Below are 26,861 nucleotides of genomic sequence, written 5' to 3'. Positions count from 1 at the left end.
CATCAAATAGGGCATGGTAAAGTTGCGTGCGATACGCTGACCTTTACCCATTTGGTTATATTTTCACCGGCTGTTCCGCAATGCGATAATACATACTGCAAAACGGAGCGGCGATTGCCGACGGTTTTTATAGCCCTGCCAGATGAATGAATTGAACTGCTTGCAGTGCGGCACACAATGCTGACGAATGATTTCCATTGGCTGCCGGAACGACCGGACTGGCTACCGGCATTACAGGCAATAGACCGGCCTGACGCCGCGTCCTGGGATAGCCTGCGGGCGCTCGCCAACTCCCGGATCGACTTCCTTCGCACCAACCGGCTCGATCGGGTCCTGCTTCGGTTGTTCGGGAGCGAGCCGCCGGCCGCCGGCATCGCCACCAAGCCGGTCCGCCTTGCCGTCCTCGGCGGCTCGACGGTCGATCACCTGCTGCCGGGCCTGCGCGTCGGCGCGCTCCGCCGCGGCCTGCACCTCACGACCCACGTTGGTGACTATGGCCAGTACGTCCAGGAGCTCAACGATCCCGATTCCGCGCTTTACGCCTTTCGGCCGACCGCGATACTGCTTTCGCTCGATGCCGCTAGCCTTTTGGGGGCCCCCAACGCGGCAGCCGATACGGCGGCGGCACGCGGCGCGATCGACGCTGCGATAGAGCGGCTGCGCGCGCTCTGGCGCCTGGCGCTCGACGCGTGCCAGGGACAGGTCATTCAGCAAACCGTCCTGCCCCTCGCGTCACCGCTGCTCGGCAGCAACGAGCATAGGCTGGCCGGCTCGCAGCGCGCGCTGATCGATGCGTTGAATTACCGGATGCGCGAGGCCGCCGATGCTGAAGGCGTGGATATCCTCGCCCTGGACAGCAGCATATCCGACGACGGCCTCTTCGCCTGGCACGACCCCATGCTCTGGCATCGCGCCAAGCAGGAGATTTCGCCCAAAGCCGCTCCGGGCTACGGCGACCTCGTCGCGCGCCTGCTCGCCGCCCAACAGGGGCGCTCCGCGAAATGCCTCGTTCTCGACCTCGACAATACGCTGTGGGGCGGCGTCATCGGCGACGACGGGCTTGAAGGGATCGTCCTCGGCCAGGGCAGCGCGCTTGGCGAGGCCTTCGTCGCGTTTCAGCACTACGCCAAGGAGCTGTCGCGGCGCGGCATCATTCTCGCAGTGTGCTCGAAGAACGACGAGGCGAACGCGCTCGCGCCGTTCGAGAAGCATCCCGACATGGTTCTCCGCCGGCAAGACATCGCCTGCTTTGTCGCCAACTGGCAGGACAAGCCGTCCAACCTGCGCACGATCGCGAAGACCCTCAACATCGGCATCGATTCGCTTGTTTTCGCCGACGACAACCCGTTCGAGCGAGAGTTCGTGCGTCGGGAGCTTCCCATGGTGCCCGTGCCGGAGCTGCCGGAGGATCCGGCGCTCTATGGCCGCTGCATCTCGAACTCCGGCTCTTTCGAAGCCTTGCGGATCACGAACGACGACATCGCACGGTCAGCCCAGTATCAGGGCAACCTGCAACGCGAGCAGCTCCGCCAATCATCGACAGATCTCGTCTCGTACCTCAAGAGCCTCGATATGCGGCTCGAATGGCGCCACTTCGACAGCATCGGCCTGCAACGCATCGTCCAGCTCATCAACAAGACCAACCAATTTAACCTGACCACGCGTCGGTATTCGCAAAGCGACGTGGCAGCGTTTATGAACGATCCGAAGTCGATGACACTTCAGCTACGGCTGACGGACGCATTCGGCGATAACGGCATCATCGGCGTCGTTATCGGCAGGCTCAACGACGAAAGCGTGCGCGACATGCAAATCGAGACCTGGCTGATGAGCTGCCGTGTGCTGGGGCGCCAGGTAGAGGAGGCGACGCTCAATCTTGTCGCCGCGGAAGCTCAGCGGCTCGGCGCAGAGAGCATCGTCGGCCAGTACATCCCAACCGCGAAGAATGGCATGGTTCGCGAGCACTACGGAAAGCTCGGCTTTAAGCTGTTCGAGAACGGCGAGGATGGCGCAACACGCTGGCACCTCCCGCTCGGCGATTTCGTCTCCAAGGAAACCTTTATCCAGATCGTGGAAGGCTGACCGTGACCGACGCAGAAATCCTTTCGGGCTTGACTGACATCTTTCGCGAAACGTTTGACGACGACAGCATCCAGCTGACGATGCATACGACGGCCGACGACATCGATCGATGGGACTCGTTTAATCACATCAACATCCTCGTCGCCGCCGAGGAGCACTTCAAAATAAAGTTCCAGACCGCCGAGATCGAGGGGCTGAAGAACGTCGGCGAGTTCGTGCACTTGATCGAAAAGAAGACAGCCAAGGGCGTATCCGCATAATCGTTGCCTCCTTCAAGGGCTGTGCATGTTATTCAATTCATTCGCGTTTATATTCGCGTTTTTGCCCATCTCCGTGGTTGGGTACTATTACCTTGGCAAGTCCAGCAATCGCCTGGCAGCGGGCTGGCTGGTCCTTATGTCGTTCGTGTTCTACGGATGGTGGAACCCGCTCTTCGTAACGCTGCTCGCCGGATCCATCCTCGCCAACTACATCTTCGGCCTGCTGCTGCAGCATTTCGAGCGCAACAACCGCATTCAGACCATCGTTCTCACGCTTGCCATCGTCGCCAACCTCTCGCTCCTCTTCTACTACAAGTACGTCGGCTTCGTTCTCGCCAACCTCAGCCGGATCGGCATCAACATCGATTTCGACGCCGGGGGTATCCTGCTGCCTCTCGGCATCTCGTTCTTCACGTTCACGCAGATGGGCTATCTGATCGACTGCAAGACCGGCATCGCCAGAGGACGACGCCTGCTCGACTACGCACTTTTCGTAACCTTCTTTCCCCACCTCATCGCTGGGCCGATCCTGCATCACCGCGAGATGATGCCGCAGTTCGAGAACCCCGACACCTACAAGTACAAGGCGGAGAACATCGCCGTCGGTCTCGGCATTTTCATCGTCGGACTGGCTAAGAAGGTGCTTATTGCCGACCAGCTGGCGCCGATCACGGGCGTCGGGTTCACGCACGGCTCCGAAATCGGCTTCGTGCCGGCCTGGATAGCGGCGCTTTCCTATTCGATGCAGCTTTACTTCGATTTCTCGGGCTATTCGGACATGGCGATCGGCCAGGCGCGCATGTTTGGCATTCGCTTCCCGGCGAACTTCAACTCGCCTTACAAGGCAACGAACATCATCGCCTTCTGGCAGCGCTGGCACATGACGCTTACGCGCTACCTGACGCTCTACCTCTATAACCCTATGGCGCTCTGGGTGACCCGGAAGCGCGCCGCCGCAGGAAAGCCAATCGCCGCCAAGGGCGCCGCCACCCTAGAAGGGTTTCTGCTGCTGGTGGGCTTTCCGACATTGGCGACCATGTTTCTAGCCGGCGTGTGGCATGGCGCCGGCTGGACATTCGTCATATTCGGCGTGCTGCACGGCTTCTATCTCACCGTAAACCACGCGTGGCGGATTTTCGGTCCGAAGTTCGACAAGAAGAAACAAAACCCCTCCCTCGCTTTGATTGGGACCGTCGCGAGCCAGACTCTTACGTACATAGCCGTGCTCGTGTCGCAAGTGTTCTTCCGCGCGCCGTACGTCGCGACGGCTTTGGGGCTGCTTGGTGGGATGGTCGGGCTGCGCGGTATGATGTATGGAACGCTCCCGCCGGAGGACACCTACACCATCCATCTCATCACGACGACGCTGCTCGCACCGTCGACCGCAGTCCTGCTTCTGACCTGCTCCGTCATCGCCTTCTTCGCTCCGAACTCGGGCGAGCTTTTTGCCAAGTACGGCCCCATCATCGGCCGTGTCTCCACGGATCTCCCTGAACGCCTGCAATGGAAGCCCAACCTTGCCTGGGGCCTCTCGCTCGGAACCGCTGCCGGCCTCTCGGTGATGTATCTCGCCGGGGCGACCGAATTTCTGTACTTCCAATTCTGAGATCAACCGCGGGTTAACGTGGGCGCGCATGAATCGGGAGCCGATCACGCAGTCGAATGCAGGGGCGAGCCCGTGAGCCACGAGGTGTCAGCGGCCCGAACCTTCAGCGCAGCGGACCAGTTGGCGTTTGCGCGTCTGTCGGGGGACTACAATCCGATTCACGTCGACGCCTGCGCCGCACGCCGCACGCAAGCCGGCGCGCCGGTGGTTCATGGCGTTCACGGCGCGCTCTGGGCGCTCGAAAAAATTGTTGCGGCAGAGCCCGCTTTCTCGCAGGCGGCGTCGCTCAAGATTCAATTCCCGAAATTCATGTATCTCGACTCCGGCGTCGAGGTTCGCCTCGCACGGCGCACCGAGCAGGCGATCAAAGTAGAGCTCACGTCGGTTGGAGTTGTGACGACCATCATCGACGTGAAGTTTGGCGCGCGCCCTGCGACGCCGCCGTGGGACGGCCCAGACGCACAGGGCTGGACGCTCGGCGATGCGCCGCTGGCGCCAGCCTTTCCGCACATGGCAGATGGGGCGGGATGGATCCCGTTGAGCGACGGAAGCAACGCCGCCGCGATGTTTCCCGCGCTTTCGCAGGCCCTTGGCACGGCGCGCGTGGAAGCGCTGGCTCGGCTATCGACTCTCGTCGGCATGATCTGCCCTGGGCTCCATTCGATCTTCTCGAGCCTGGCCGTGGATTTTGTCGACGAAGACGCCAGCCCGCGCGGCATCCGCTGGCAGACCGTGCGGACAGACGACCGCTTCCGCCTCGTCACGATGAAGGTTCTCGGCTGCGGCATCGCCGGCCAGGTCCAGGCCTTCATGCGCGCCGAGCCTGTCGAGCCGCCGTCCATTGCGGCCTTGAGCGGAATAGTCGCGAAGGACGAGTTCTCGCAGCGCAAAGCCCTCGTGATCGGCGGTTCGCGCGGGCTGGGCGCCGTCACGGCGAAGCTGCTGGCCGCAGGAGGCGCACAGGTCTACCTGACCTACGCCACGGGCCGGGACGACGCGGATGCCATCGCAGAGGAAATCTGCGCGGGGCGCGGCGAGGCTGCCGCAAGCACACTGCGCTGCAATGTGCTCGGCGATTTCGATGCACAGCTCGCCGAGCTGCCGCCCACACTCACGCACCTTTATTATTTTGCCACGCCCCGGATTGCACACCAGGCCACCCAACCCTACACCAAAGAACGCTTCGACGCGTTCGCGGCGGTCTACGTGGACGGCTTCGCACGGCTCCTAAGATGGGCGCTCGTCCACACGACAGAGAAACCGCACGCAATCCTCTACCCGTCGACTGCGTTCATCGAAGAGCGGCCAAAGGGAATGGCGGAATACGCCATGGCAAAAGCCGCGGGCGAAATCCTGGCCGCCGAGCTCGCTTCGACCACAGGGATATCGATCTCGGCTCCTCGCATTCCACGCGTCTTGACCGACCAGACCGCAACGGTCCTACCCCTTCAGACGGAGGACCCGGTGGCCGTGATCCTGCCTCTGCTGCGCGCCGAGCCCTGAAATGAACCGCCGCTGTTCAATGGTAGAATTGAGAAGCCGGGAGCTCAAATGGATGAGGCTGCCGCGGCGAAAGCCACAGCCATGATAAACCTTAGCAAAAACAATTATCGCGGTTTCACCGACGCTTGGCTTCAAAATTGCTTTAACACCACTTAGGCTGCATGACGCGGCATTGTTGCGGGGCTGGACATAGTCGGGGCACCAGATTGGACAAGTCACTCCTGAATGATGTCGTTGATCCGGTACCAAAGGCACCGGCCGACCGCCTCACGCAACCTTTTGCCTATTCGCTCCGCAATTTCTTCATAGCCACAGGCCTGATGGTGGCGCTGATCTTCGGCGCGGCCTGGCCTTGGGCTGCCTACGGCCGCATGTGGTTCATGGACCCCGAATGGGCGATGTGGACGGCCAAGATGCAGATCGTGAAAGAATGCGATCAGGGCGACACGATCATTCTAGGCGACTCCCGCGCCATGGCAGGCCTCATCCCGGCGACCATGGGCGACAACGTCACAAATCTTGCCCTCGGCGGCGGCACCCAGATCGAGAACTATTACACTGCGCGTCGCGCGCTGGCATGTCCCGCTCCCCTGAAGCGGGCGCTGATCTCATTCCTTCCGATCGATATTTCGCGAAACCAGGTCTATTGGGAGCGAACGGCGCAATTCGGTTTTCTGGATTTCGACGAAATGGAAGAGGTCAGAAAGACCTCGCTGCGGGTACAGGATCCGCTGATCTATCACGACACCCGTGTCGGCACGCTTCTCGACATAGTGCGGAACTTCAGCTACCGCATCAGCTTCCCGCCCTACTACACACCAGCGATGATAAACGCGCATTTTGTGGGACGCAGAGGCCGCAACGAGCGCGAGATCGACGCGACACTGCGAGATCGTGGCCACCACTACTTCGGCACGAGCCTCGCTTCAAACGCCATTGCCGACGACGCAGAGCAAAGGAAGTTCACGCCCTCCCCGATCATGATGGACTATCTGGACCGCGTGCTCACGCTGCTGCGCGACAACGACGCCGATGTCTACTTCGTGACGCCGCCGCTCAACCCCGCCACGTTCGAGCACATGTCTCCCGAGGTCGTGGCCTCCTTCAAAAGCCTGCTGGCCGCCATCGCGAAGCGTCATCCCAACTTTCACGTGCTGGGGGACGTGGTTTACTCAAGGCCCGCCGATCATTTCGGCGATCTCGAGCACTTGAACGTCAAAGGCGCGACGGCATGGTCGGAGGAGATCAAAAACCTGCTCGCGAAGGCGGAGCCGTAGCCGCGACGGCTTGATCGCGCGGCAGCGTGATCTCACTCCTCACGCCTACTCTGCGCAGGTAGAGGAGTAGGCCCAGGAGAATGAGGGCCGCAAACAGCAGATACGACTGGACGAAATTGAGCCACGTATCGCTAAGGTGGTTCGCGACGGGCAGATAATTGGTCGCGATCATCCAACTCGCAGCCAGCCACACGAGCGCTGCCCGCTGGCCGGGCTCGGAACAGAGCAGCCCCAAGGCAATCCCGGACATGGGCAGCATGATTCCGTAGTGGTGCTCCCAGGCAACCGGCGAAGCGATGGTCGCGCACAGCGCCGTGATCGCGACCTCGATGAGGTCAGGCCGCCGCCGTCCTCCTTCGATCAACGCGGGCACCAGCGCGATGGCCAGGAACGCCAGGCTCGAGACGAAAGTCATGCTGATCACACGCGTATCTGCCGGCGGGAACACGTGGTCGTGGAACCCCAGATTGTCCCCGTTGCCAAGCGCCCGGTGCATGAGGCCGTTGACCGAATGATTGGCGAAGAAGGCTTCCCCGCGCTCCGCGAGAAACGACAGCACGTTGAGGTAGGTGATGTGATTGTGAACGCCGAACAAAAGCAGGGACATGATCCCGACGGGGAGTCCGGCTGCGAGAAAGCCGCGCAGGAACCCCCATTCCCTCCACAGCATGGCCCAAACCAGAAAGATACCGAGTTGCGGCTTCATGGTTGCAGCTAATCCCAGCAGCGCTCCGGCTGTCGGTCTCGCGCCGCGCAGCCACGCAATGCAGGCGAACGTGAAGAGCGCATTGATCCAGACCTGGATCTGGCCGATTTCGAGCGATCGCATCGCCGGGTAGTAGAATAACGCCGCCAGCATGAGCGCCAGCGCGACGGCCCAGGAGCGCAACGACATACTTTGTGTCGACGCGGGTTGCAGCAGAACAAGAACCAGATAAGCGAACGCCGCGCAGGTTGCCGCGAACAGCGCGGCATTGATGGCATTGAGCGCATCGACCGAGGTCAGTCCTAACGGCTCGAGGGCGACGAGGTAGACGAGGCTCGTCGGCGGATACTGGAACTTGACCTTGTCGTCGAAGAACACCTTCTCGTACAAACGATCGCCGTCCGGAGACCGAGCCACCTCCAGAGCCTCGATCATCGGCAGCCACGAGTCATCCCTCGGGTAGGCCGGCCTCGCAAGCTCCCTCCACGAACGCAGCGTGCTGCCGTTGTAAACCGAGGCTTCGTAGCCTCTCTGCGCCCAGGACACCTGATCGACGACACTTACAAGGATGAGCGACGCGGCGACCGCCGCGAGGAACACGAGCACGCATCGCAGGCACGCGGTGCCCGATTTCGACGCCGGAGCTTCAGTCTTCGCGATCGCCATCTCGGTGAGAAAACCTCTGTAATATGTCTAACGTGATCTGAGATGGTCCAACTTGGTGCAGCGGCATGGCAGAACGAACAGCCCTCCATGCCCCTATGAGGCGAGGAGCAGTAGCGTGAATCGATTGACCGAAAGACAGCCCGGCAAAGTCCATTCGAGGTTCAAAATGCGGCTCATTCAATTAGTCATTGCGGACAAGCGAAACTATACGGAGGGATATGGTTTGCGGCGTACCCTCTCCGAATCTAATCAGACCAATTTGCTAATGAAAAGAAAAATGCCCACACAACGTTGATGTTAAACCTTTAGGTAAGGAGCCCCTCCCCACCCGACCGACTGGCACAAACACACGGCCCTGCTCCACCGCACCGTCACGACGCCTCACCGAAGTATTTCCTGCGGATCTGCTCGATCATACCGCTTTCGTGAGCGCCGATCAGTTCTACGGTGAAGGGCCGCGTTAACGCGCTGCCCCTTGGCAGCCCGAAGCCGTACTTGTCCGGCTCGAAGATCGCCCCCACGACCGCGACGGGCAGATGTGGAGACGTATGAGCGTGATACTCGAGCACGGGGGCGTCGCCGATCACCGCCGCGATGCGTCCCTCGAGCAGCGCCGCCACCGCCTTTTCGATGTTGGGAAAGGCACGGCCGTCGAGGTCGGACTCACGGGCGTAGCTCTCCGCCACGGACCCGGTGAAAACGCCCACGCGCCGCCCATCCAGGTCCGCAACGCTGTTGATCTGGTTGCTCATCGCGAGGGTAGTCATCACGCTCGTCACGGAGGACGTGGCGTAGGCGAGCACCGCTACCCCGCTGACGAGCCAGATCCCCTGCCAAATGCGGCCGATCCAACCGAAGAGATTCTTGCGCGCCGGAGGCTTTCCCGACGTGGCAACCGACATCACCGTATAGAAGCTCTCACCGATGCCGTCGCGCCACCGGCGCGGAAAGTCCCGATCGAAATGCCGGTCGATGGCCGTAAGCAAGACCGTAGCAAAGAGGATCACGGCAGCGATCCAAGCGTAGGCGCGCAGGTGGCCGGACTGCTCGAGACCTGTAAAGACGTCGCCGAAACTCGTGCTCTGGTCGCTATTGACCATGACGCGCAGGCCCGCATCGAACCAGGGATGGGTGAAATCGATGCGTTGAGCGCGTGATCGCGTAATGGTCAGGTTTGTGACCGCGACATCGATCGTACCCTCGGCCGCAGCATCTGCGATCTCGCCAACCGTACCGAACTCCACATAGTCAAAGTGGAGGACAAGCTTTTGAGCGAGCATTTCCCAAAGCTCTATAGCCATTCCGGTATAGCGCCCGCCATCCTTCATCACGAAGGGCGGACTGACATAGAGCCCGACCCTGAGGGTGTCCGGCTTGGTCGGTGGCGAGCTCTGTCCGGTTTGCTGGGCCTCTGTCGGGGCTGAAGCGCCTAAGGCGAGAAGTGCGACAATGGCAATGCATGCCGCGCGAAGGGTGCAAATCTGCATGTGCATGCCTCCGAGCTAGGGACTCGGTGGCGTTTAGCCCGATCGGACTGATCAGCCAACCCTCGCAACATTGATATCGCAAACCGTCTGTCGTCGGATCCGGACGGCTCGCTGGTGATCGAGCAATGTATAGGGGGCGATATCGCCGCAATTGCCGAGCGCGCGCGAAGTACACGCTCCGTTAAGGCAAGAGACGACTTTTCGATAGTTGCACAGCACACCCGCGCAGCGCCGCGGCGGGCGCCCGCGATGTGCCCTTCGTCGAACTACTTCCTCGGCTGCAGGTTCTGCATGGCCTCGGCCACGAGCCGTCCCAGCTCCTGTGCCTGCAAGGCATAGGCTTGCATCTGCTGCTGCGCGAACCGGCTCTGGTGCGCGAGAATCTCCTGGATGTCCTTGGCGCTCGCAAGATCGCTCGCCAGCCCAAATGCCGCCTCGGCGTTCTGCTTGGCGAACTTCGTGGCGCGATCCTGCACTGCTCGGAACCCAGCCGACATATCGTTGGGGGGTAACGACTTGGTCCAGAAGCTCATCGCCTGAGTCATCGCGTCGATGAACTGGCCGTAGGCTACGCGAGCCTGATCAACGTTCTTCTCAGCGAGATCGCGCACCTGCTGGGGGATTTCGAACGGATTCTGGGACATGAGCATCTCCGGCTTTATGGCTCCACGGCGTCCTATTGGTAGCGCCTATTGCGGCCGGCGCATATGCCATTCTTCGGCGCCGAGGCCGTAAATCATTCAGGTAACGGAATGAACTCCTCACCGTCAGCCGGCACCGGCGAGAATCGCCGCGCTTTCCAGTCGGCCTTTGCGGCGGCGATACGGTCGTTTGATGAAGAAACGAAATTCCACCAGATGTGCCGCGGACCGTCCATCGGCTCGCCCCCGACCAGCATCAGCCGCGCCATGGAGTTAGCAAGGATCGAAATGCGGTCGCCGGGCCGGAATACGAGCAAGCGCCCGGGCGAGAACGTCTGCCCGGCGATGTCGATCTCCCCCGAAACGATGTAGATCGCCCGTTCGTCGTGCTCGGGGTCGAGCGGCAGCACGGCTCCGGGAGCCAGCACCGCCTCGGCATAGAAACAGTCGTGCGGAAAGCGCGCCGGCGACTGCGCGCCGTAGAGCGAGCCCATGATGAGGCGCACGGTCTTGCCCTCGCCCATGATGCGCGGCAGCTCCGTCGAGCTGTAATGCGCAAAGTCCGGCGGGGCCTCCTCGTGCGTTTGGGGCAAGGCTGCCCACGCCTGAATGCCGAACAGCCGAGACCCCGTCTGCCGCGCCTCGACGCTCGAGCGCTCCGAGTGCACGATGCCGCGCCCGGCAGACATCAGGTTCAATTCCCCCGGCCTGATGGCGAGCTCAGTGCCGAGGCTGTCGCGGTGCATCAGCTCACCGGCGAACAGATAAGTGACCGTCGCCAGTCCGATGTGCGGATGCGGGCGCACGTCAATGCCATTTCCGATCAGAAACTCGGCCGGCCCCATCTGGTCGAAAAAGATAAAAGGACCGACCATCTGCGTCTCGGACGCCGGCAGCGCACGACGAACCTCAAACCCGCCGAGGTCACGCGCGCGGGGCACGATGATATGCTCGATCGCGTCGCAAGAGGCCGGGTCGCCTGGCTTGGGATCATCACAAGGCTGCCAGCTCATTAGGTCCTCCTGCTCATGTGCGATGACAACATAGCGAGTCGTCGTGCAACGCGCCAAAGTTCCCTCTTGTCAGTCCCCTGCCGGCTACTACGGTAGATCGGAATTCACGAGGTGCAGTGCAAGGACGACACGGCATGGCGACGGAAGACACATCGACCTGGATAGATGCGGCAGCGGCTGGGCTCGGTCTCAGCATCGCGCCCGAATGGAAGCCGAACGTCGCTGCCTTCTTCGAGGTTGCGCGTAACATGGCCGCACTCGTCGAAGGCACCGGCGCGGCCGCCGCCACCGAAGCCGCACCCGTCTTCACGCCATGGTCGACGGAATGACAACGACCATACGTCCAAACGGTGCGGCTGAGATCGCACGCGCCGTCGCACGCGGCGATGTGTCAGCCGAAGACCTCGCGCGTGCTGCGCTCGCCGACATCGACGCGCGCGACGGCGACATCAACGCGTTCACCGACATCACGCGCGAGCGCGCGCTCGCCGAAGCACGGGCCATCGACCGCGCCCGGGCCGAAGGCCAACAGCTCGGGCCGCTCGCGGGCGTGCCGTACGCGGTCAAGAACCTTTACGCCGTCGCCGGACTCCCCACGCGGGCCGGCTCGAAGATCAATGCCGCCGGTCCTCGCGCGACAGACGACGCGCTACTGATCGAACGCATGCGGGCTGCCGGCGCGGTGTTGCTCGGCGCCCTCAACATGGGTGAGTACGCCTACGATTTCACCGGCGAGAACGCGCACTACGGCCCCTCGCACAACCCGCTCGACACGACGCGCATGACCGGCGGCTCGTCCGGCGGCTCGGCGGCCGCCGTGGCAGCCGGCTTCGTGCCGATCGCGCTCGGCTCCGATACCAACGGCTCGATCCGCGTACCGGCAGCCTTTTGCGGACTTTACGGCCTGAAGCCCACGTACGGCCGCCTGCCGCGCACGGGCACGTTCCCGTTCTGCGACAGCCTCGACCACCTGGGCCCGTTCGCACGCTCGGTGGCAGACCTCGGCCTCGTCTACGACGTGCTGCAGGGCCACGACGCCTCGGATCCCGTTTGCGCGCGCCGCCCCGTCGAGCACGTCACGCGTGAAATCGCGAAAGGCCACGACGGCCTGCGCATCGCGGTCGCCACCGGCTACTTCCGCGCCGACGCGGAACCGGGCGCACTCGCCGCGCTCGACCGCGCCGCCCAGGCCCTCGACGTCAGCGACGCGATCGACATCCCACGCGCTGCCGAAGCGCGCGCCTCGGCCTTCCTGATCACCAACGCCGAGGGCAGCGCTTTGCACCTTGAGCGGCTGCGCCGGCGTCCGGCGGACTTTGACCCCGACACACGCGACCGGTTCCTCGCCGGAGCCCTGTTGCCCGCGTCATGGTACGTCGCCGCGCAACGCTTTCGCCGCGTGTTCGAAGACCTCATGGCGGAGACATTCAGCCGCTACGACGTGATCCTCGCGCCGGCAACGCCGACGAGCGCCCCGCTCATCGGCCAAAAGACGATCTCCATCGGCGGCAAGGACGTGCCGCTGCGCGCGCACATGGGCATCTATACGCAGCCGATCTCGTTCGTTGGCCTGCCTGTGGCGGCCGTGCCCGTGCGGGAGGCAGCAGCCATGCCCTACGGCATCCAGGTCATCGCCCCGCCGTGGCGCGAGGATCTCTGCCTGCGCGTTGCAGCCGCGCTCGAAGCGGCCGGCCTGGCGAAGAGCGCGTAAAGGATGCTACCCGCGCCGCACGCGGCGCAAGCTGGGCGACGCAGGCGCGCCGAACGTCTGGCGAAACGTGCGCGCGAAGTGCGCCTGATCGAAGAAGCCCGCGTCGTGCGCAGCAGCGGTGAAGCTCGCGCCGGATGCGATGCCACTGATCGCGTGCCGCAGCCGCTGCCATGACCGGAAGCGGCGGAACGGCACGCCAACTTCGCGCGCAAAGAGATGCTGAAAACGCGACGGAGAAAGCCCGGCTAAGCGCGCCGCCTCTCCGACGGGCAGGGCACGGTCAGGATCCGAGAGCAAGGCCACCGCCACGGCAATCCTGGCATCGAAGGCACGCCGCCCACACGCTTTCGAGTAGGCGAGCACGCTGTCGAGCGCTGCTCCGGCATCGCCCCCCCCGTCGGGGGATTCGTAAAGGTCACGGAACAGCGAGAACGCACCGCCTTGCCCGCAGCGCGCGCCGTCGGCCTCGTCCGCCTCCCCTACGAGCGGCACCAGCGCCTCGACGCCCGCTTCGCTCGGTTCGAGGTAGAACACGGCAAGAGGCTGGCCCGCGACATCGAACTCGTAGGACACGCCTGCCGGGATCGCCGCTGTCCGGCAATGCCGCCACGGCCCGCCGTTGATCCGCAGGCGGAACGGTTCATAGAGCCCCGCCAGATAGACCGGCACGCTGTGCGCGTGTGGAGCATTGTAGCCGAGCGGCCCGACGAACAGCGCCCGGCGCGCGTCCACGTACCAGATCGGCAGTAGCGCACCGGCATCTCGATCAGGACTGGCAGCACGTTCGTACAAGTGCGGTCCCCTTGAGCGCGCTAATCGTAGCACATTGCGCATAGCAAGCAGGAGCCCAAGCCTCAATGACGACAAGCCCCATCCGCCCGAGCCGCCGCAACTTTCTCGCCACCGCTGCGAGTCTCACGGCAGCCCCCCTCGTCTCCGGCCTTGCGACGCCGGCGGTCGCCGCCGCGCCCAGCCTCGGCGCATGGCAGCCGAAATACTGGCGCTACAAGGTCGGCAGCTTCGAGATCACCACCATCTCGGATTCGGAGGTCTTCATCGACGGCCCCTTCCCACTCATCGGCGCCAACGCGACCGAGCCTGACGTCAAACAGCTGATGCGCGACAATCTGCTGCCGGAGGCGCGCTACCAGCCAGGCTTCTCTCCGACACTCGTCAACACCGGCCGCGAGCTCATCCTGTTCGACACCGGCAACGGCGAGAACGGCTTCGTGAAGCGCCCCGACGGCGGCTGGCTCGCGGCCAATCTCGCGCAAGCGGGCTTCAAGCCGGAAGACGTCGATATCGTCGTGCTGAGCCACGGTCATCCCGACCACGTCGGCGGCGTGATCGAGGGCGGAAAGCCGCTCTTTCCCAACGCGCGCTACTATATCGGCCAGATCGAGTACGACTTCTGGGCACCCGAAGGGAAGCACACCGGCGAGATCGAGGGCATGGCCGCCGTGTTCCGTACCAACACCAAGCCTGTCGCCGACCGTTTCACGTTCCTGAAGCCCGGCGACGACGTCGTGCCCGGCATCCGCGCCGTCGAGGCCTATGGCCACACGCCGGGCCATCTGAACTTCCATATCGAGAGTGAAGGCCGCGCGATCTACTTCTGGGGCGACTGCGCGCACCATCAGGTGGCCTCGCTGGCACGCCCGGATTGGCATTGTGTGTTCGACATCGACAGGGAGCAGGCAGCTATCACGCGCAAACGCGTCTACGACAAGCTCGCAACCGACCGCATTCCCATCATCGGCTATCACATGCCGTTTCCGTCGGTAGGCTACCTGGAGCGCGACGGACAATCAGCATACCGCTGGCTTCCGCACAGCTATCAGCTCAATCTCTGACGCAGCGGCCAGAGCGGTTGCACACCGATCGATGCGGGTTATGGTGAAAGGCACGGGAGGTGCCTCATCATCATGCTTGCAACGACCGTCTCCGCAGCCGTTGCGCTGATGATCGCGCTCCCCATCGTACTCGCCTGGACGCTCGTGCGCCGTCTCGGCACGCCGGCGAGTTTGCTGCTCGTGGGTGCGCTTACGTTTCTCGCGGCGCAAGCCCTCCGCATTCCACTTCTGCAGACTTTGATTCTGCCTGCAGGCGAGCAAGCCGCCGCAAATCCTCTTTATGCAGCTATTTTGAACGTCGCGATCCTGGCGCTCACCGCGGGGCTGTTCGAGGAGGGCGCACGCTATTTCGCCTATCGCCACGTCATCCCCAAGGCGCGGACGTGGAACGACGCCGTGACGTTCGGCGCCGGCCACGGCGGGATGGAAGCCATCATTCTTGGCGCGCTGATGGGCGCGGAACTCGTCGGCATGCTGGCGCTCGGCATGCCGGCGACCACGTCGCGGCCTGGCCAGAGCCCCGAGGTGCACAGCCTCGCCGAAGAGGCCGCGCGCTACTGGGCAACGCCGGCCTACGTGCCGCTGTTCGGCGCACTCGAGCGGGTGTTCGCCATGTGCTTCCACATGGCGTTGGCTGTCGTGGTGCTGATGGCCGTGGTCCGGCGCAGCTTGTTGTGGCTCGTCGCTGCCATCGGCGCTCACGCGGCGGCCAATGCCGCCGGCATCGCGGCCCTCGCGGCCTACGGACCGGTTGCCGCCGAGATCGTCGTGGGCCTGATCGCGGCGATCGCGCTCTACGTGCTCTTCCGGCTGCGCGACCAAGCCTCTTTCGAAACACCACACTAAGAGGCGCCCGTTAGCGCCAGCCGCGCACGAGCGACGCGCCGCCGCCTAGGCGTACCCACCGCAATCCACTAAGTTCGCCGGCCTGACTGACGAAACCAGGGCCTCCGATGACCCACGAGCTCACCTTCAACACCGCAATGCAGTTCGCCTACGGCGAACCGGCTCCGGTCAGCCCCGGCATCGTGCGCATCGTGGCCGAAAATCCGAGCCCGTTAACCTTCAAGGGCACCAACACGTATCTTCTGGGCATGACGGAGCTTGCCGTCATCGATCCCGGCCCGAAGAACGAGGCCCACCTCGCCGCCATCCTGAAAGCTGCCGGCGGACGGCCGATCCGCCAGATCATTGTCACGCACGCGCACCGCGACCACGTCGACGGCGCCGACGCACTGAAAGATGCAACGGGCGCGCCAATCCTCGGTTACGGCCGCGAGACGTTCGCGCCCGTCGGCCCCGAGACCACGCCGCAAGGCGCCGAGTTCATCGACTACGTCTTCGTGCCCGACGTGAAGATTGCCGACGGCGACGTCATCGCGGAGAAGGAATGGCGTCTCGAAGCCATCCACACGCCGGGACACGCGCCGGACCACCTCGCCTTCGCGCTCGCCGGCCGCAACATCATCTTTTCAGGCGACCACGTGATGGCCTGGAACACGACGCTCGTCGCGCCGCCCGAAGGCTCCATGGCCGACTACGTCGAGTCCCTCTCCCGGATGCTCGTGCGGCCCGAAAGCGTCTACCTGCCCGGCCACGGTGGCCGCCTCGAGGACGCGCAGCGCACAGTGCGCGCCTATCTCCTCCATCGCCGCTGGCGCGAGGAGCAGGTGTTGGAAGCCATCCGCGAGGGCGTCGGCACCATTCAGTCCATCGTGCCGGTGATCTATCCGACCATCGACCGCAAGCTGACCAGCGCCGCTGCGCTTTCGGTGCAAGCCCACGTCGAGCATCTCATCGCTCGCGGTCTCGTGACCTGCGACGGCGATCCGACTTGGGACCGCCAGCTTTCTCCTGCTTAGCGCGCCGCGTTTCGCGGGCATCCTCGGCCGTCGGCATGGTGGCATCGACGCGCGCCTGGATCTCCTTGGTGAGCTCGCGCACGCCTTCGGCGTTCGCGCCCATGTCGGCGCGACCGAAGCGCGACGCCGAGCGGATGTCAACGCGTGCGCTCTCCCCGTCACCAACGACGCGGACTGCAACATCCTCGTAAAGACCCATCACGAGCGTACGGTCCACGGCCTCGATGGCGCCGGGCGTCCCCGCCTCAGGATCCGGCGGGTCCTCGCGCACGATCTCCATCTTGAGCCGTTTGACCGCGTCGACGACGAGCGCGTAGGCCTCCTCGCTCGGGCGATCGATGCGCATAGGCCGGATGTCGGGATAAGCGAGCTTCTGCGCCTCGGCCGAGCGCGCACGATAACCGACATCGTTGTCGCCCGGCCCTCGCAGCTTTGCCACGGCAAGGAACGCCGGCGGATTTTGGAAGTCGGTCGTGACATCGTTGATCAGCGGATAATCGCGCAACCACATGGCGAACACCACGGGCACGGCGATGAGTCCGAGGCTGAGGCATACCGCGAACAACACCCGCGCCGTTCCCGGACGGCCCGTGCGCCAGATGATCAGCGCCGCAACCGCTGCGCACGCGATCGAAAGCACGGCAACGCCCATCGCCACCGCCGCGAGGTTGTAGGCGACCGGCGTCGGCATTCCGAACAGCCGGAACAGGAACGCCGCCGTAACGAGGAGGCCGAACGCGAACAACGCCGCACGCGTGGCCCAGCGGCTCGTGGCCGGTTCTCTCTCGGGAATGGCGAGCATGGACCTCGAAAACCTTGCCTGTCGGGGGGACTCGCCGGAGGATAGCCGGAAAATCCGACCAAATGTAGCGCCTGCCTGCGAAGGCCGACGTCTAGAGTGGGCTTCGGCGGCGAGGAGGACCGATGTCCGCAATGCTGAGAGCCACACGGGCCCGTTTCCCTGGCGCCGCGTCGCTGATGATCCTGGCGGCGCCAGCCCCCGCTGCGGCCGAGATGGCCGCCGCCCCAGCCACAAAACCCGCACTCACCATCGGCATCGTCGACTTCGCGGAAATACCGGGCCTCGCGCCGCCTCCGCCACGAGCGCCCCGCGAGCCCGCCTGGCGCACGACCTTCGGCTCCGAGCGCACGAGCGAGCCCACGGTCAAGATCAACAGCGAAAGCTTAGCTCCCCTGGCCGACGTCGACGCCGTGCTGATCCAGGGCGTCAAGGCGGACGCGCGGCTGCGCCGCCTCTTTCCACCGCGGACATGGCGGCTGATCGTGTCGCGCCGGCTGCTGTCACCCACGGACCCCGTCGGATTCCGCACCGTGCGCTCGGATATGCCGCCCACGACGGCTATCGCCGTCAAGGCACGATCCGACTTGCGCATCACGGCGCGCGCACTGAGCCTCAGCCTCGATAAGCCCGGCATCGAGCGCTCAGCGAGCGATCCCGAATCCGCCGCGACAGCCGTCCGCCTCATCGATCCCATCGGACGCACGCTGTGGCTCGTCTCGCTCGCGCTTCCTGCTTCGTGCGGCGCCGGCGGAGGCATCTGCCCTGCCCGCACGACGCTCGAAGCTTGGCGCCGGGAGCGGCTCGCGAGCGACGAGCCGACGCTCGTCGGCGGACGCGTGATGCGCGAAGCCTCCGCCCACGTATCTACGGACGACGATCGGCCTCCCGGCGCATCGTGCATCTACACGGTCGAATCCGATATCCCCTGGACCGATTCACCCACTCGAAAAAATCCTTCTGATTCACCAGAGGGTTGTATCTCCGTGATCCAACTCGGCGGCTGAGCATAACAGCGCGCCTGCGCAGGTCCGTCGCAGGTAGAAATAACGCGAAGAGACCCGATATAATGCCCGCCGCAACGAGACTTGCCGGAGCGAGCGGATTCCTCCCCATGGCTTTTCGATTGAAGATCGACGAACCGATAGCAAAAGGCTTCCGCCGCATCGGGGTTGAGCAGATCGACCGCGCACGTCGTCAGCTCGCCTCCGCGACCGATCCCGCCACGGAGATCCACGAGGCCCGGAAAGCCATCAAGCGCATCCGCGCCCTGTTGCGCCTGGGGCGCGAGGGCCTGGGAGATGAGGTCTTCCGCAACGAGAACACCGCGTTCCGCTCGATAGCCGCCTCCCTGGCCTCCGCCCGCGACGACCACGTGCTGCTGCAAACCTTGGCGAAGCTCGCAGCCGAGGAGCCTGGCAACGGAACCGAGCCGGCGCTAGACAGCCTCAAGACTGCGATTCTGAACGTCCGAGCCCGTGCTTCCGACGGCGAGGACTCGGATGACGGCCGTACCGAGGCAGACGCGGGCCTCGAACAGGCCCGGCGCAGATTCCGCAAGCTGAAGCTCGAACCCGACAGCTTCGCGACGCTGGAGCGTGGCTTTGTCCGCAACTACAGAAAAGCCATGGCCTGCGGCGAAGCGGCCTACGCTGTAGAAACGGACGACGCATTCCACGAATGGCGCAAGTGCGTGCAAACCTTCTGGCGGCATCTCGTGCTTTTCTCGCGCGCTTGGCCGTCACTTTTCCAGGCGCATATCGAAGCCACCCGCGAGTTGTCACAGATCCTTGGCGACGATCATGACCTCGCGCTTCTGCGGCAGAAGCTCGCCGAGCTGGCAGGCGTCGTCTCTCCTCACGACGCGGAAACGATCGACACGCTGATTAGCGCCCGCCAAGCCGGCCTGCGACGAGCTGCAAGACCACGCGGTGAAATCATTTTCGCTGAGCGGCCGAAAGCGATCGGGCGGCGCATAGCAGCCGTATGGGAGGGTGCGGTGAAGCTCCGCCACGCTGACGCCCACGACGAGGCACCCGACGCCGAGCTTCTGCGGCCCCAAGAGCAGGTCGAGCAGCGCGGTTGAGGAGATACAAAAATGCGCTAGGACGTGCGCCAGAATGCAATCGGAAGCTAAAGAGACAATGCTGACCAAAGCAGACGAAACCACGAGGCCCGACCGCAGCCACTGGCCCCAGGCCCATCCCGATGTCCAGCACGGACGCGTGGGCGTTCTGCTGCTCAACCTCGGCACGCCGGATGGTACCGACTATTGGTCGATGCGCCGCTACCTAAAGGAGTTCCTCTCGGACGAGCGCGTCATCGAAGAGCCGAAGTGGAAATGGTGGCCGATCCTGAACCTGATCATCCTGACCGTGCGGCCGGGCCGCAAGGGACGCGATTACGCAACGATCTGGAACAACGAGCGCGACGAAGGCCCTCTCAAGACCATCACGCGCTCGCAGGCCGACAAGCTCGCCGAGCGGCTCGCCGCGCATCCGAACGTGGTCGTCGATTGGGCCATGCGCTACGCCAACCCGACCACCGAGAGCCGCATTCAGGCGCTTTTCGAGGCCGGCTGCGACCGCATTCTGCTAATGCCGCTCTATCCACAATACGCCGCCGCAACGACCGCAACCGCCGCCGACCATGCCTTCCGCGCCCTCATGAAGATGCGCTGGCAACCCGCCGTCCGGGTTGCGCCGCCCTACCACGACGATCCGGTTTACATCGACCGCTTGGCGGCCTCGATGCGTCGCAGCCTCGACGCCCTTGATTTCGAGCCCGAGCGCATCATCGCCACCTTCCACGGCATGCCGGAGAAGTACTTCGCCAAGGGAGACCCTTACCACTGCCAGTGCCAGAAAACGTCCCGCCTGCTACGCGAAAAGCTCGGCTGGCCAGAGGACCGCTGGCTGACCACGTTCCAGTCGCGCTTCGGCAACGATCCGTGGCTGCAGCCCTACACCGACAAGACGGTGGAGCGCTTGGCCGCGGAAGGCGTGAAGCGCCTCGCACTCGTGGCGCCGGGCTTCTCGGCCGATTGCCTCGAGACGCTCGAGGAGCTCGACGGCGAGAACCGCCACATCTTCGAAGGCGGCGGAGGGGAGAAGTTCGCCTACCTGCCGGCTCTGAATGACAGTGACGCGGGCGTTGACGTTATCGAGGCCGTCGTGCGCCGCGAGCTCTCGGGCTGGATCTGACACCTCGTCGAGTTGTCGTTCAAACCCACTGTTCCCAAAGGAGCAGTGGGTAAGCATGGATTTACGTCATCACTGACCACGCCCTGAAACGCGCATAGTTTCGGGCTAGCAAAGACGTGCTCTGACAATTCGCATTTCGGTCGGGAAAGGAAACGCATCCATGTTGGGCTTCGAGGCCTTCGGGCTGATCTTGATCGTGCTCGCGGCCGCCGTGCTGTGGTCGACAGTCAAGGTAGTGCCGCAGGGCTATCACTACACGGTCGAGAGCTTCGGCCGCTTTACGCGCACGCTAACGCCGGGTTTGCATTTCCTTGTTCCCATGGTCGAGCGGGTCGGCCATCACGTCAACGTCAAGGAGCAGGTGATCGACATCCCGAGCCAGGACGTCATCACGCGTGACAACGCCATGGTACGCGTCGACGGCGTCGCCTTCTTCCAGGTTCTCAACGCTGCCAAGTCGGCCTACGAGGTCGACAACCTCGAGCACGCCATCGTCAATCTGACCATGACCAACATCCGTACCGTCATGGGCTCGATGGACCTCGACGACCTGCTCTCCAACCGCGACAAGATCAACGCCCAGCTCCTCACCGTCGTCGACCAAGCGACGGAGTCTTGGGGCGTCAAGGTCACGCGCATCGAGATCAAGGATATCGCCCCGCCACGCGACCTGATCGACGCTATGGCGCGGCAGATGAAGGCCGAGCGAGAGAAGCGCGCACAGATCCTCGAAAGCGAGGGCCTCCGTGCCGCCGCGATCCTGAAGGCCGAAGGCGAAAAGCAGGCCGTGGTGCTCGAGGCCGAGGGCCGGCGCGAAGCGGCATACAGGGATGCTGAGGCCCGCGAGCGCGAGGCCGAGGCAGAAGCCAAGGCGACCGCAGTTGTCTCCGACGCCATTGCCAAGGGTAACGTGCAGGCGATCAACTACTTCGTCGCCAACAACTACGTGAAGGCGCTCGAGGAGTTGGCCAAGGCCCCGAACCAAAAGATCATCATGATGCCGCTCGAGGCGTCATCGGTGATCGGCTCGCTTGCCGGCCTGGCACAGATCACGGGCGAGGCCTTCGGGCCCAAGCCATCCCAGCCGCCCACGCCGACGGGCCGTGGTGGCAGCGTTCCCTCGTCCCGGGGCTAATTGTGCAGCGGCCGCCCGAGTCCGTATAATCGCTCGGGCGGCTTAGACGGCCCTCGAACAGCAGGCTCCGCCAATGACCACCCTGACCGATTTTCTCTACAGCCTCGGCCCATGGAACTGGGTCATCTTCGGCGTGCTCCTGATGGTGCTGGAGACCATCATTCCCGGCGTCTATTTCGCCTGGTTCGGCATCTCGGCCGTCATCGTCGGCGCGCTCGTGTTCGCAACCGGCGAGGCCCTGAGTCAACCGTGGCAACTCGTGCTATTCGCCACTATCTCCGTCTTGACCGTCCTGGCAGTCCGCCGCTTCGCCAACCTACAAGGTGTCGAAAGCGAGGACCGCGACCTGAACCAGCGCAGCGCCCAATATTTCGGACGCATCGTCGTGGTCGAGGATGCGATCTCGGGCGGCCGCGGCCGCGTGCGCGTCGGCGACACGCTCTGGCCCGCCTCGGGTGCCGACGCACCGAAGGGCGCCCGCGTGCGTATCACCGGAGCCCACGGCACCGTTTTCACCGTCGAGCCCATCGCCGAATAACGCCCGCAAAGCTATTCGATGTTCTGCACCTGCTCGCGCAGCTGGTCGATCACGACCTTGAGCGCCAGGCCGGCGCGCGCGATCTCCTGATCGCTGGCCTTGGACGTCAGCGTGTTGGCCTCGCGATTGAACTCCTGCGCCAGGAAGTCGAGCTTGCGCCCGACAGTTCCCTCCTCGGCGAGCAAGGCACGCGCCGCCTCCACGTGCGCCTTGAGCCGCTTGAGTTCCTCCTCGACATCCGCGCGCGTCGCGAGCAGCACGGCCTCCTGGTGCAGCCGCACCGGATCGAGCCCCTGCCCCGTATCGACGAGACGCGCCACCTGTTCGGCTAGCCGCACCCGAATGGCCTCCACAGACCGCGACGGCGCCGCTTCGACGATACCCGCAAGGCGCGCAATCTCGTCGATCTGAGCGGCCAAAACCTGCTTGAGACGCAAGCCCTCGTTGCGGCGCGCCTCTGTGAGCCCCGAAAGCGCCGTCTCGAGCCCTGCCAGCACGGCAGCATGCTCGGCCGCCTGCGTCTCCTCATCGTCGGCATCGTCGGCGATATCGAGCACGCCCTTGAGCGACAACAGCGCTTCGACGCGCGGCTTCTCCGCTCCGATCTCCGTGCTGAGACGCGTCGCGATGGCAAGCACGCGGTCAAGCGCCGCCTGGTTGAGACGCACCTCGCCCGAGCGTGTGCGCCGCTGCACGTTCAGGCTGACGTTGACGCTGCCGCGCGAGATGGTCTTCGCGATGCGATCGCGCACCTTGGGCTCCAGAGCCTCGAAGCCGGGCGGCAGACGCAGTCGGACGTCGAGCCCGCGATTGTTGACGCTGCGCAGCTCCCAGTGCCACGCGGTGCCATCGAGGGCGCCGTCGCTGCGGGCGAACCCGGTCATGCTTTGCAGAGTCATGAAATGGCCTTCTGTCGGGCTGGGGAGCATGGAAGCTCTGTTTGCGCGACAGAGGTACGCGGCGGCAGCGACCCCTGCAAGACCTGCCTGCGCCTTATCTTTTGGGTTTCCTTACCGGCGGCGGAATGCTCGATGCGGCAGCCGTCGCCGCCGCAGCGGAACCGCCCTCGGATTCGGTCGCCGCAACCGGCTGTGCCTTCGCAGCGGTATCCTCCTCGGCCGGCGGATTTGGCAGCTCCGTCACCGGGTTGGCCGCAGGTTGCGCGCCGCCCTCAGGCGCGTTCTCGTCTTGGCGCGCGCGCATCTCCCGCTCGTACTTGCGCCAGTTGACGACGGCCGCGTTGTGCTCTTTCAGCGTTGCCGAGAAGATGTGGCCGCCCGTGCCGTCAGCCACGAAGAACAGCTCTCCATGCTCTGAAGGATTGAGCGCAGCCTCCAGCGCCGGACGACCCGGGTTGCAGATCGGCGTCGGCGGCAGCCCCCGGATCTGATAGGTGTTGTGCGCGTTCTTGGCGTCCTTCTCCGATTGCAGGATCGGCTTTCCCCACTGCACGCCGCCGCCATGGACGCCGTAAAGGATCGTCGGATCGGACTGCAGCGGCATCCCCTTGCGGAGGCGGTTCACGAACACGCCGGCAATGCGCTCGCGCTCGTCCGCGCGCCCGGTTTCCTTCTCGATGATCGAGGCCAGCACGACAGCCTCCTCGGGCGTGCTGAAGGGCAGCTCCTTGCTGCGCCGCTCCCACGCCCGCGCCAGCATCTGCGACTGCTTGAGTTGCATACGCTCGATCAGTTCCTGGCGCGGCATTCCCTTCTCGATGCTGTAGGTCTCCGGCAAAAGCGAGCCTTCCGCCGGAATCTGCGTGATCTCTCCGGTGAGGTTCTCCTCGTCCTTGAGCCGCTCGACGATCTGCTGGCTCGTGAGGCCTTCCGGAACGGTGACCTTGTACTGAACCGACTTGCCATCGGAGAGGATCTCGATCACCTCGCGGATCGAGACGCCGGGCTTGAACAGGTATTCGCCGTGCTTGAGCGACACCTCGCCGGGGCGCATGCGGCTCTGCACGAGGTAGTTGACCATGAAGGCCCAGCGGCTCGAGACGACGCCTTCCTCTTCGAGTTCGTCGGCAATCTTGTTCGAGCTTGTGCCCTTCGGGATGACGACGGTCTGCGTGACGGCGAGCGGCCCGGTCTTGTTGTAGAGATGGCCCACGAGCAGCGTCAGCGCACCGGCCGAAACCATCGTGACGAGCAGGACGGTCAGAATACCGCTCACGACACGCGCGAAGCCGGACATGACGCGCGACTCCCGGCGCTGGCGCACACCATGCGGGCGCGGCGGCGCGCGGCCGGGCTCGAGTGCCTCGGCAGGGCTCCTCGGCCGGACGCCCTCGCGCCGCGACAGCGTAGGCGGCGAATCCCGACGCACTCTTGTCATCGACCAGCTCCCGTCTCGCATTACTTCGGCCGCGCGTCCCCGGACGCGGCTCGAAGGCGCCCGCTGTCACGCGGGCGACGTGATCAAGCGATTGTGGCAAAACCCCGGCTGACGCTGCCCCCTGCCAGGCAACGCCGCACCGAGTGATGAAGCGGCGGGTCCATACTATGACCCCGCCACGCCGCTGGGATAAGGCTATTTTGTCGGAGGCGGACTGGCTAGCGCTTTCGCAACCCCATCCAAAGGCCGGAGCAGATTGCACCCGGCCGAAGCAAGTTTATGCGACTTTGCGCAGTACGAGCGACGCGTTGGTGCCGCCAAAGCCGAACGAATTGGAAAGCACGGTATTGATCTCGCGCTTGCGTGGCTTGAGCGGGACGAGATCGATCGCCGTCTCGACCGACGGATTGACGAGGTTCAACGTCGCCGGCGCCACCTGATCGCGGATGGCGAGAATCGAGAACACCGCCTCCACGGCGCCGGCGGCCCCAAGCAGGTGCCCGATCGACGACTTGGTCGAAGACATCGAGAGCTTCGCCTGCGTGTTGCCAAACAGGCGCTCGACGGCGCCGAGCTCGATCTCGTCGCCCATGGGCGTCGAGGTGCCGTGTGCGTTGATGTAGTCGATGTCGCTCGGCGAAGCGCTGGCGCTCTTCAGCGCCGCACGCATGCATCTAAAGGCACCATCGCCCGTCTCGGACGGCGCCGTGATGTGATACGCGTCGCCCGACATGCCGTAGCCGATCACCTCGGCGTAGATCTTGGCGCCGCGCGCCTTCGCATGCTCATAGCTCTCGAGCACGACGACGCCCGCACCCTCGCCCATGACGAAGCCATCGCGATCCTTGTCATAGGGGCGGGAGGCTTCCGTCGGGCGATCGTTGAAGCCCGTCGAAAGAGCGCGGCAGGCAACGAAGCCCGCCATGCCGATACGGCAAACGGAGCTTTCCGTTCCGCCTGCGACCATCACCTCAGCGTCGCCGAGCGCCACGATGCGCGCCGCATCGCCGATGGCGTGCGTGCCCGTGGAGCAGGCCGTGACGACGGCGCTGTTCGGCCCCTTGAGCTGATGCTTGATGGAAACGTAGCCACCCGCGAGATTGATCAGACGACCGGGAATGAAGAACGGCGAAACGCGCCGCGGCCCCTTCTCCTTGAGCAGGAGCGAGGTGTCGGCGATGCCCGAAAGCCCGCCGATGCCGGAGCCGATCATGACGCCGGTCTCTTCCTGCTTCTCCGTCGTATCGGCCTTCCAGCCGGCGTCCGCGAGCGCCTGGTCGGCGGCGGCAACAGCATAGATGATGAAGTCGTCGACCTTGCGCTGCTCCTTGGGCTCCATCCAGTCGTCTGGATTGAACTTGCCCTCGTCGGTCGCCCCGCGCGGCACGAAATTCGCGATCTGGCACGAGAGGTCGGACGCGTCGAACTCCTCGATGCGCCGTGCCCCACTCTTGCCGGCAAGAAGGTTTTGCCAGGATGCCTCGACCCCGCATCCGACAGGGGTCACAAGTCCAAGTCCGGTGATAACGACGCGGCGCAGGGATTTCATGTCGCTTCCATCGATCCGTGAAAGATGCCCTTCGATGCCCCGCTGGTCCTTGCACCCCAAGCGTTGCGGGTTTTTCGTCTGAAGGGCAGAGAGCGGATCGCCGGAAGGCCCCCCGTTTCCGCTCCCTCCCAGTCAGACAGTAACTATATCCCGCCGCACTGGAAGCCCGAAACGCGAGCCCCGCCGCTCCTGCTGAGACGGGGCCATTCGGGCAGCGCGCAGGAAACAACGGTCCGAAAACGAAGGCACCGCTACTGCGCAGCGGCGTCATGCGCCGCCGCGGTGCCGATCGGACCGCTCAAGCCGTTACGCAGCCGTGGCGTTCTTCTCGAGAAACTTCACAGCATCGCCGACCGTCAGAATGTGCTCGGCGGCATCGTCCGGGATCTCGCACCCGAACTCCTCCTCGAACGCCATAACCAGTTCGACCGTATCAAGGCTGTCGGCGCCGAGATCGTCGATGAAGCTGGCGTTCTCGGTGACCTTGTCGGCCTCCACGCCAAGATGCTCAACCACGATCTTCTTCACGCGCTCTGCAACATCGCTCATCGTCTTCCCTCGTCCTGTCCCTGCTCTATCTTCTGATTGAGGTTGCTATCGTCTTCTTCTCGGGTCCCGTCGTCCACCGGGGCG

At 64.1% G+C, this 26,861-nt stretch carries 25 protein-coding genes; 15 read left to right on the top strand and 10 right to left on the bottom strand.

All coding sequences use genetic code 11. From position 1 onward, the window contains the following. The first annotated feature begins 177 nt into the window (after positions 1 to 177). The 5 genes from CS1GBM3_RS02755 to CS1GBM3_RS02735 all read left to right on the top strand — a co-directional run bounded on the left by CS1GBM3_RS02755 (position 178) and on the right by CS1GBM3_RS02735 (position 6,728). Positions 178 to 2,082: an HAD-IIIC family phosphatase gene (locus CS1GBM3_RS02755; RefSeq protein WP_072391080.1), complete on the top strand. Its 1,905-nt coding sequence runs from the start codon at positions 178 to 180 to the stop codon at positions 2,080 to 2,082. Between the two features lie 2 nt (positions 2,083 to 2,084). Continuing rightward, positions 2,085 to 2,342 (top strand): acyl carrier protein, encoded by a 258-nt coding sequence (locus tag CS1GBM3_RS02750; RefSeq protein ID WP_072391077.1) that lies wholly within the window; start codon positions 2,085 to 2,087, stop codon positions 2,340 to 2,342. Between the two features lie 25 nt (positions 2,343 to 2,367). After that, a complete protein-coding gene (locus CS1GBM3_RS02745) occupies positions 2,368 to 3,948 on the top strand; it encodes an MBOAT family O-acyltransferase (protein ID WP_072391074.1) in 1,581 nt (526 codons plus the stop codon). A 72-nt stretch (positions 3,949 to 4,020) separates the two neighbouring features. Then, positions 4,021 to 5,451, top strand: a complete 1,431-nt coding sequence (locus tag CS1GBM3_RS02740; RefSeq protein WP_171946415.1) for an SDR family NAD(P)-dependent oxidoreductase — start codon at positions 4,021 to 4,023, stop codon at positions 5,449 to 5,451. Positions 5,452 to 5,657: 206 nt separating this feature from the next. Next, positions 5,658 to 6,728: an SGNH/GDSL hydrolase family protein gene (locus CS1GBM3_RS02735; protein ID WP_072391068.1), complete on the top strand. Its 1,071-nt coding sequence runs from the start codon at positions 5,658 to 5,660 to the stop codon at positions 6,726 to 6,728. On the opposite strand, the gene CS1GBM3_RS02730 is transcribed toward CS1GBM3_RS02735, so the two are convergent. The 4 genes from CS1GBM3_RS02730 to CS1GBM3_RS02715 all read right to left on the bottom strand — a co-directional run bounded on the left by CS1GBM3_RS02730 (position 6,697) and on the right by CS1GBM3_RS02715 (position 11,241). After that, a complete protein-coding gene (locus tag CS1GBM3_RS02730) occupies positions 6,697 to 8,100 on the bottom strand; it encodes a glycosyltransferase family 87 protein (protein WP_072391065.1) in 1,404 nt (467 codons plus the stop codon). The two genes, CS1GBM3_RS02735 and CS1GBM3_RS02730, sit on opposite strands and share 32 nt — an antisense overlap. Before the next feature lie 371 nt (positions 8,101 to 8,471). Then, a complete protein-coding gene (locus tag CS1GBM3_RS02725; RefSeq protein ID WP_072391063.1) occupies positions 8,472 to 9,587 on the bottom strand; it encodes a transporter substrate-binding domain-containing protein in 1,116 nt (371 codons plus the stop codon). 266 nt (positions 9,588 to 9,853) lie between these two features. After that, a complete protein-coding gene (locus CS1GBM3_RS02720; protein ID WP_072393523.1) occupies positions 9,854 to 10,231 on the bottom strand; it encodes a phasin family protein in 378 nt (125 codons plus the stop codon). A gap of 92 nt (positions 10,232 to 10,323) precedes the next feature. Further along, entirely contained in the window at positions 10,324 to 11,241 is a 918-nt protein-coding gene (locus CS1GBM3_RS02715; protein ID WP_072391060.1) for a pirin family protein, read from the bottom strand. A 134-nt stretch (positions 11,242 to 11,375) separates the two neighbouring features. Here CS1GBM3_RS02715 and CS1GBM3_RS02710 point away from each other — a divergent pair, with 134 nt between their 5' ends. Together CS1GBM3_RS02710 and CS1GBM3_RS02705 are read left to right on the top strand one after the other, a co-directional pair. Continuing rightward, positions 11,376 to 11,570 (top strand): DUF4089 domain-containing protein, encoded by a 195-nt coding sequence (locus CS1GBM3_RS02710; RefSeq protein WP_072391057.1) that lies wholly within the window; start codon positions 11,376 to 11,378, stop codon positions 11,568 to 11,570. After that, positions 11,567 to 12,952 carry an AtzE family amidohydrolase gene (locus CS1GBM3_RS02705; protein ID WP_072393520.1) on the top strand — a complete coding sequence of 462 codons (1,386 nt, stop codon included), beginning with the start codon at positions 11,567 to 11,569 and terminating at the stop codon, positions 12,950 to 12,952. The genes CS1GBM3_RS02710 and CS1GBM3_RS02705 overlap by 4 nt, the downstream gene beginning before the upstream one ends. Before the next feature lie 6 nt (positions 12,953 to 12,958). Here the strand turns inward: CS1GBM3_RS02705 and CS1GBM3_RS02700 are convergent, their stop codons facing one another. Then, positions 12,959 to 13,744: a helix-turn-helix domain-containing protein gene (locus CS1GBM3_RS02700; RefSeq protein WP_244534530.1), complete on the bottom strand. Its 786-nt coding sequence runs from the start codon at positions 13,742 to 13,744 to the stop codon at positions 12,959 to 12,961. Between the two features lie 65 nt (positions 13,745 to 13,809). On the opposite strand from CS1GBM3_RS02700, the gene CS1GBM3_RS02695 reads away from it, so the two are divergent. The 3 genes from CS1GBM3_RS02695 to CS1GBM3_RS02685 all read left to right on the top strand — a co-directional run bounded on the left by CS1GBM3_RS02695 (position 13,810) and on the right by CS1GBM3_RS02685 (position 16,667). Continuing rightward, a complete protein-coding gene (locus CS1GBM3_RS02695) occupies positions 13,810 to 14,805 on the top strand; it encodes an MBL fold metallo-hydrolase (protein ID WP_072391051.1) in 996 nt (331 codons plus the stop codon). 72 nt (positions 14,806 to 14,877) lie between these two features. Continuing rightward, positions 14,878 to 15,651, top strand: a complete 774-nt coding sequence (locus CS1GBM3_RS02690; protein WP_072391048.1) for a YhfC family glutamic-type intramembrane protease — start codon at positions 14,878 to 14,880, stop codon at positions 15,649 to 15,651. Between the two features lie 107 nt (positions 15,652 to 15,758). Continuing rightward, positions 15,759 to 16,667 (top strand): MBL fold metallo-hydrolase, encoded by a 909-nt coding sequence (locus CS1GBM3_RS02685; RefSeq protein ID WP_072391044.1) that lies wholly within the window; start codon positions 15,759 to 15,761, stop codon positions 16,665 to 16,667. On the opposite strand, the gene CS1GBM3_RS02680 is transcribed toward CS1GBM3_RS02685, so the two are convergent. After that, positions 16,600 to 17,469: a DUF1499 domain-containing protein gene (locus tag CS1GBM3_RS02680; RefSeq protein ID WP_072391041.1), complete on the bottom strand. Its 870-nt coding sequence runs from the start codon at positions 17,467 to 17,469 to the stop codon at positions 16,600 to 16,602. The two genes, CS1GBM3_RS02685 and CS1GBM3_RS02680, sit on opposite strands and share 68 nt — an antisense overlap. Positions 17,470 to 17,600: 131 nt before the next feature. On the opposite strand from CS1GBM3_RS02680, the gene CS1GBM3_RS02675 reads away from it, so the two are divergent. From CS1GBM3_RS02675 to CS1GBM3_RS02655, 5 genes are all read left to right on the top strand, one after another. Beyond that, positions 17,601 to 18,473, top strand: coding sequence for a hypothetical protein (locus tag CS1GBM3_RS02675; protein WP_072391039.1), 873 nt, complete (start codon positions 17,601 to 17,603; stop codon positions 18,471 to 18,473). A 107-nt stretch (positions 18,474 to 18,580) separates the two neighbouring features. After that, on the top strand, positions 18,581 to 19,552 hold the full coding sequence (locus CS1GBM3_RS02670) for a CHAD domain-containing protein (RefSeq protein WP_072391036.1): 972 nt from the start codon (positions 18,581 to 18,583) through the stop codon (positions 19,550 to 19,552). Positions 19,553 to 19,610: 58 nt separating this feature from the next. Further along, positions 19,611 to 20,669, top strand: a complete 1,059-nt coding sequence (gene hemH, locus CS1GBM3_RS02665; protein ID WP_072391033.1) for a ferrochelatase — start codon at positions 19,611 to 19,613, stop codon at positions 20,667 to 20,669. 160 nt (positions 20,670 to 20,829) lie between these two features. Next, positions 20,830 to 21,804, top strand: a complete 975-nt coding sequence (locus tag CS1GBM3_RS02660; RefSeq protein ID WP_072391030.1) for an SPFH domain-containing protein — start codon at positions 20,830 to 20,832, stop codon at positions 21,802 to 21,804. Positions 21,805 to 21,877: 73 nt separating this feature from the next. Then, positions 21,878 to 22,342, top strand: a complete 465-nt coding sequence (locus CS1GBM3_RS02655) for an NfeD family protein (protein ID WP_072391027.1) — start codon at positions 21,878 to 21,880, stop codon at positions 22,340 to 22,342. Positions 22,343 to 22,353: 11 nt separating this feature from the next. On the opposite strand, the gene CS1GBM3_RS02650 is transcribed toward CS1GBM3_RS02655, so the two are convergent. From CS1GBM3_RS02650 to CS1GBM3_RS02635, 4 genes are all read right to left on the bottom strand, one after another. Continuing rightward, positions 22,354 to 23,241: a YicC/YloC family endoribonuclease gene (locus CS1GBM3_RS02650; RefSeq protein ID WP_072393517.1), complete on the bottom strand. Its 888-nt coding sequence runs from the start codon at positions 23,239 to 23,241 to the stop codon at positions 22,354 to 22,356. A gap of 94 nt (positions 23,242 to 23,335) precedes the next feature. After that, positions 23,336 to 24,679, bottom strand: a complete 1,344-nt coding sequence (mltG, locus tag CS1GBM3_RS02645; protein WP_072391024.1) for an endolytic transglycosylase MltG — start codon at positions 24,677 to 24,679, stop codon at positions 23,336 to 23,338. 277 nt (positions 24,680 to 24,956) lie between these two features. Continuing rightward, the gene (gene fabF, locus CS1GBM3_RS02640; RefSeq protein WP_072393514.1) at positions 24,957 to 26,219 is read right to left on the bottom strand and encodes a beta-ketoacyl-ACP synthase II; all 1,263 of its coding nucleotides are present in this window, start codon (positions 26,217 to 26,219) and stop codon (positions 24,957 to 24,959) included. A 315-nt stretch (positions 26,220 to 26,534) separates the two neighbouring features. Further along, complete coding sequence (locus CS1GBM3_RS02635; protein WP_020086632.1) at positions 26,535 to 26,777, bottom strand: acyl carrier protein; 243 nt, start codon at positions 26,775 to 26,777, stop codon at positions 26,535 to 26,537. Positions 26,778 to 26,861 lie beyond the last annotated feature (84 nt).

Origin of the sequence: Hyphomicrobium sp. CS1GBMeth3 (assembly GCF_900117455.1) — a bacterium.
Classification (GTDB): domain Bacteria; phylum Pseudomonadota; class Alphaproteobacteria; order Rhizobiales; family Hyphomicrobiaceae; genus Hyphomicrobium_C.
Note: the sequence above shows the minus strand (reverse complement) of the source record. Positions and strands in the feature narration are given on the sequence as shown.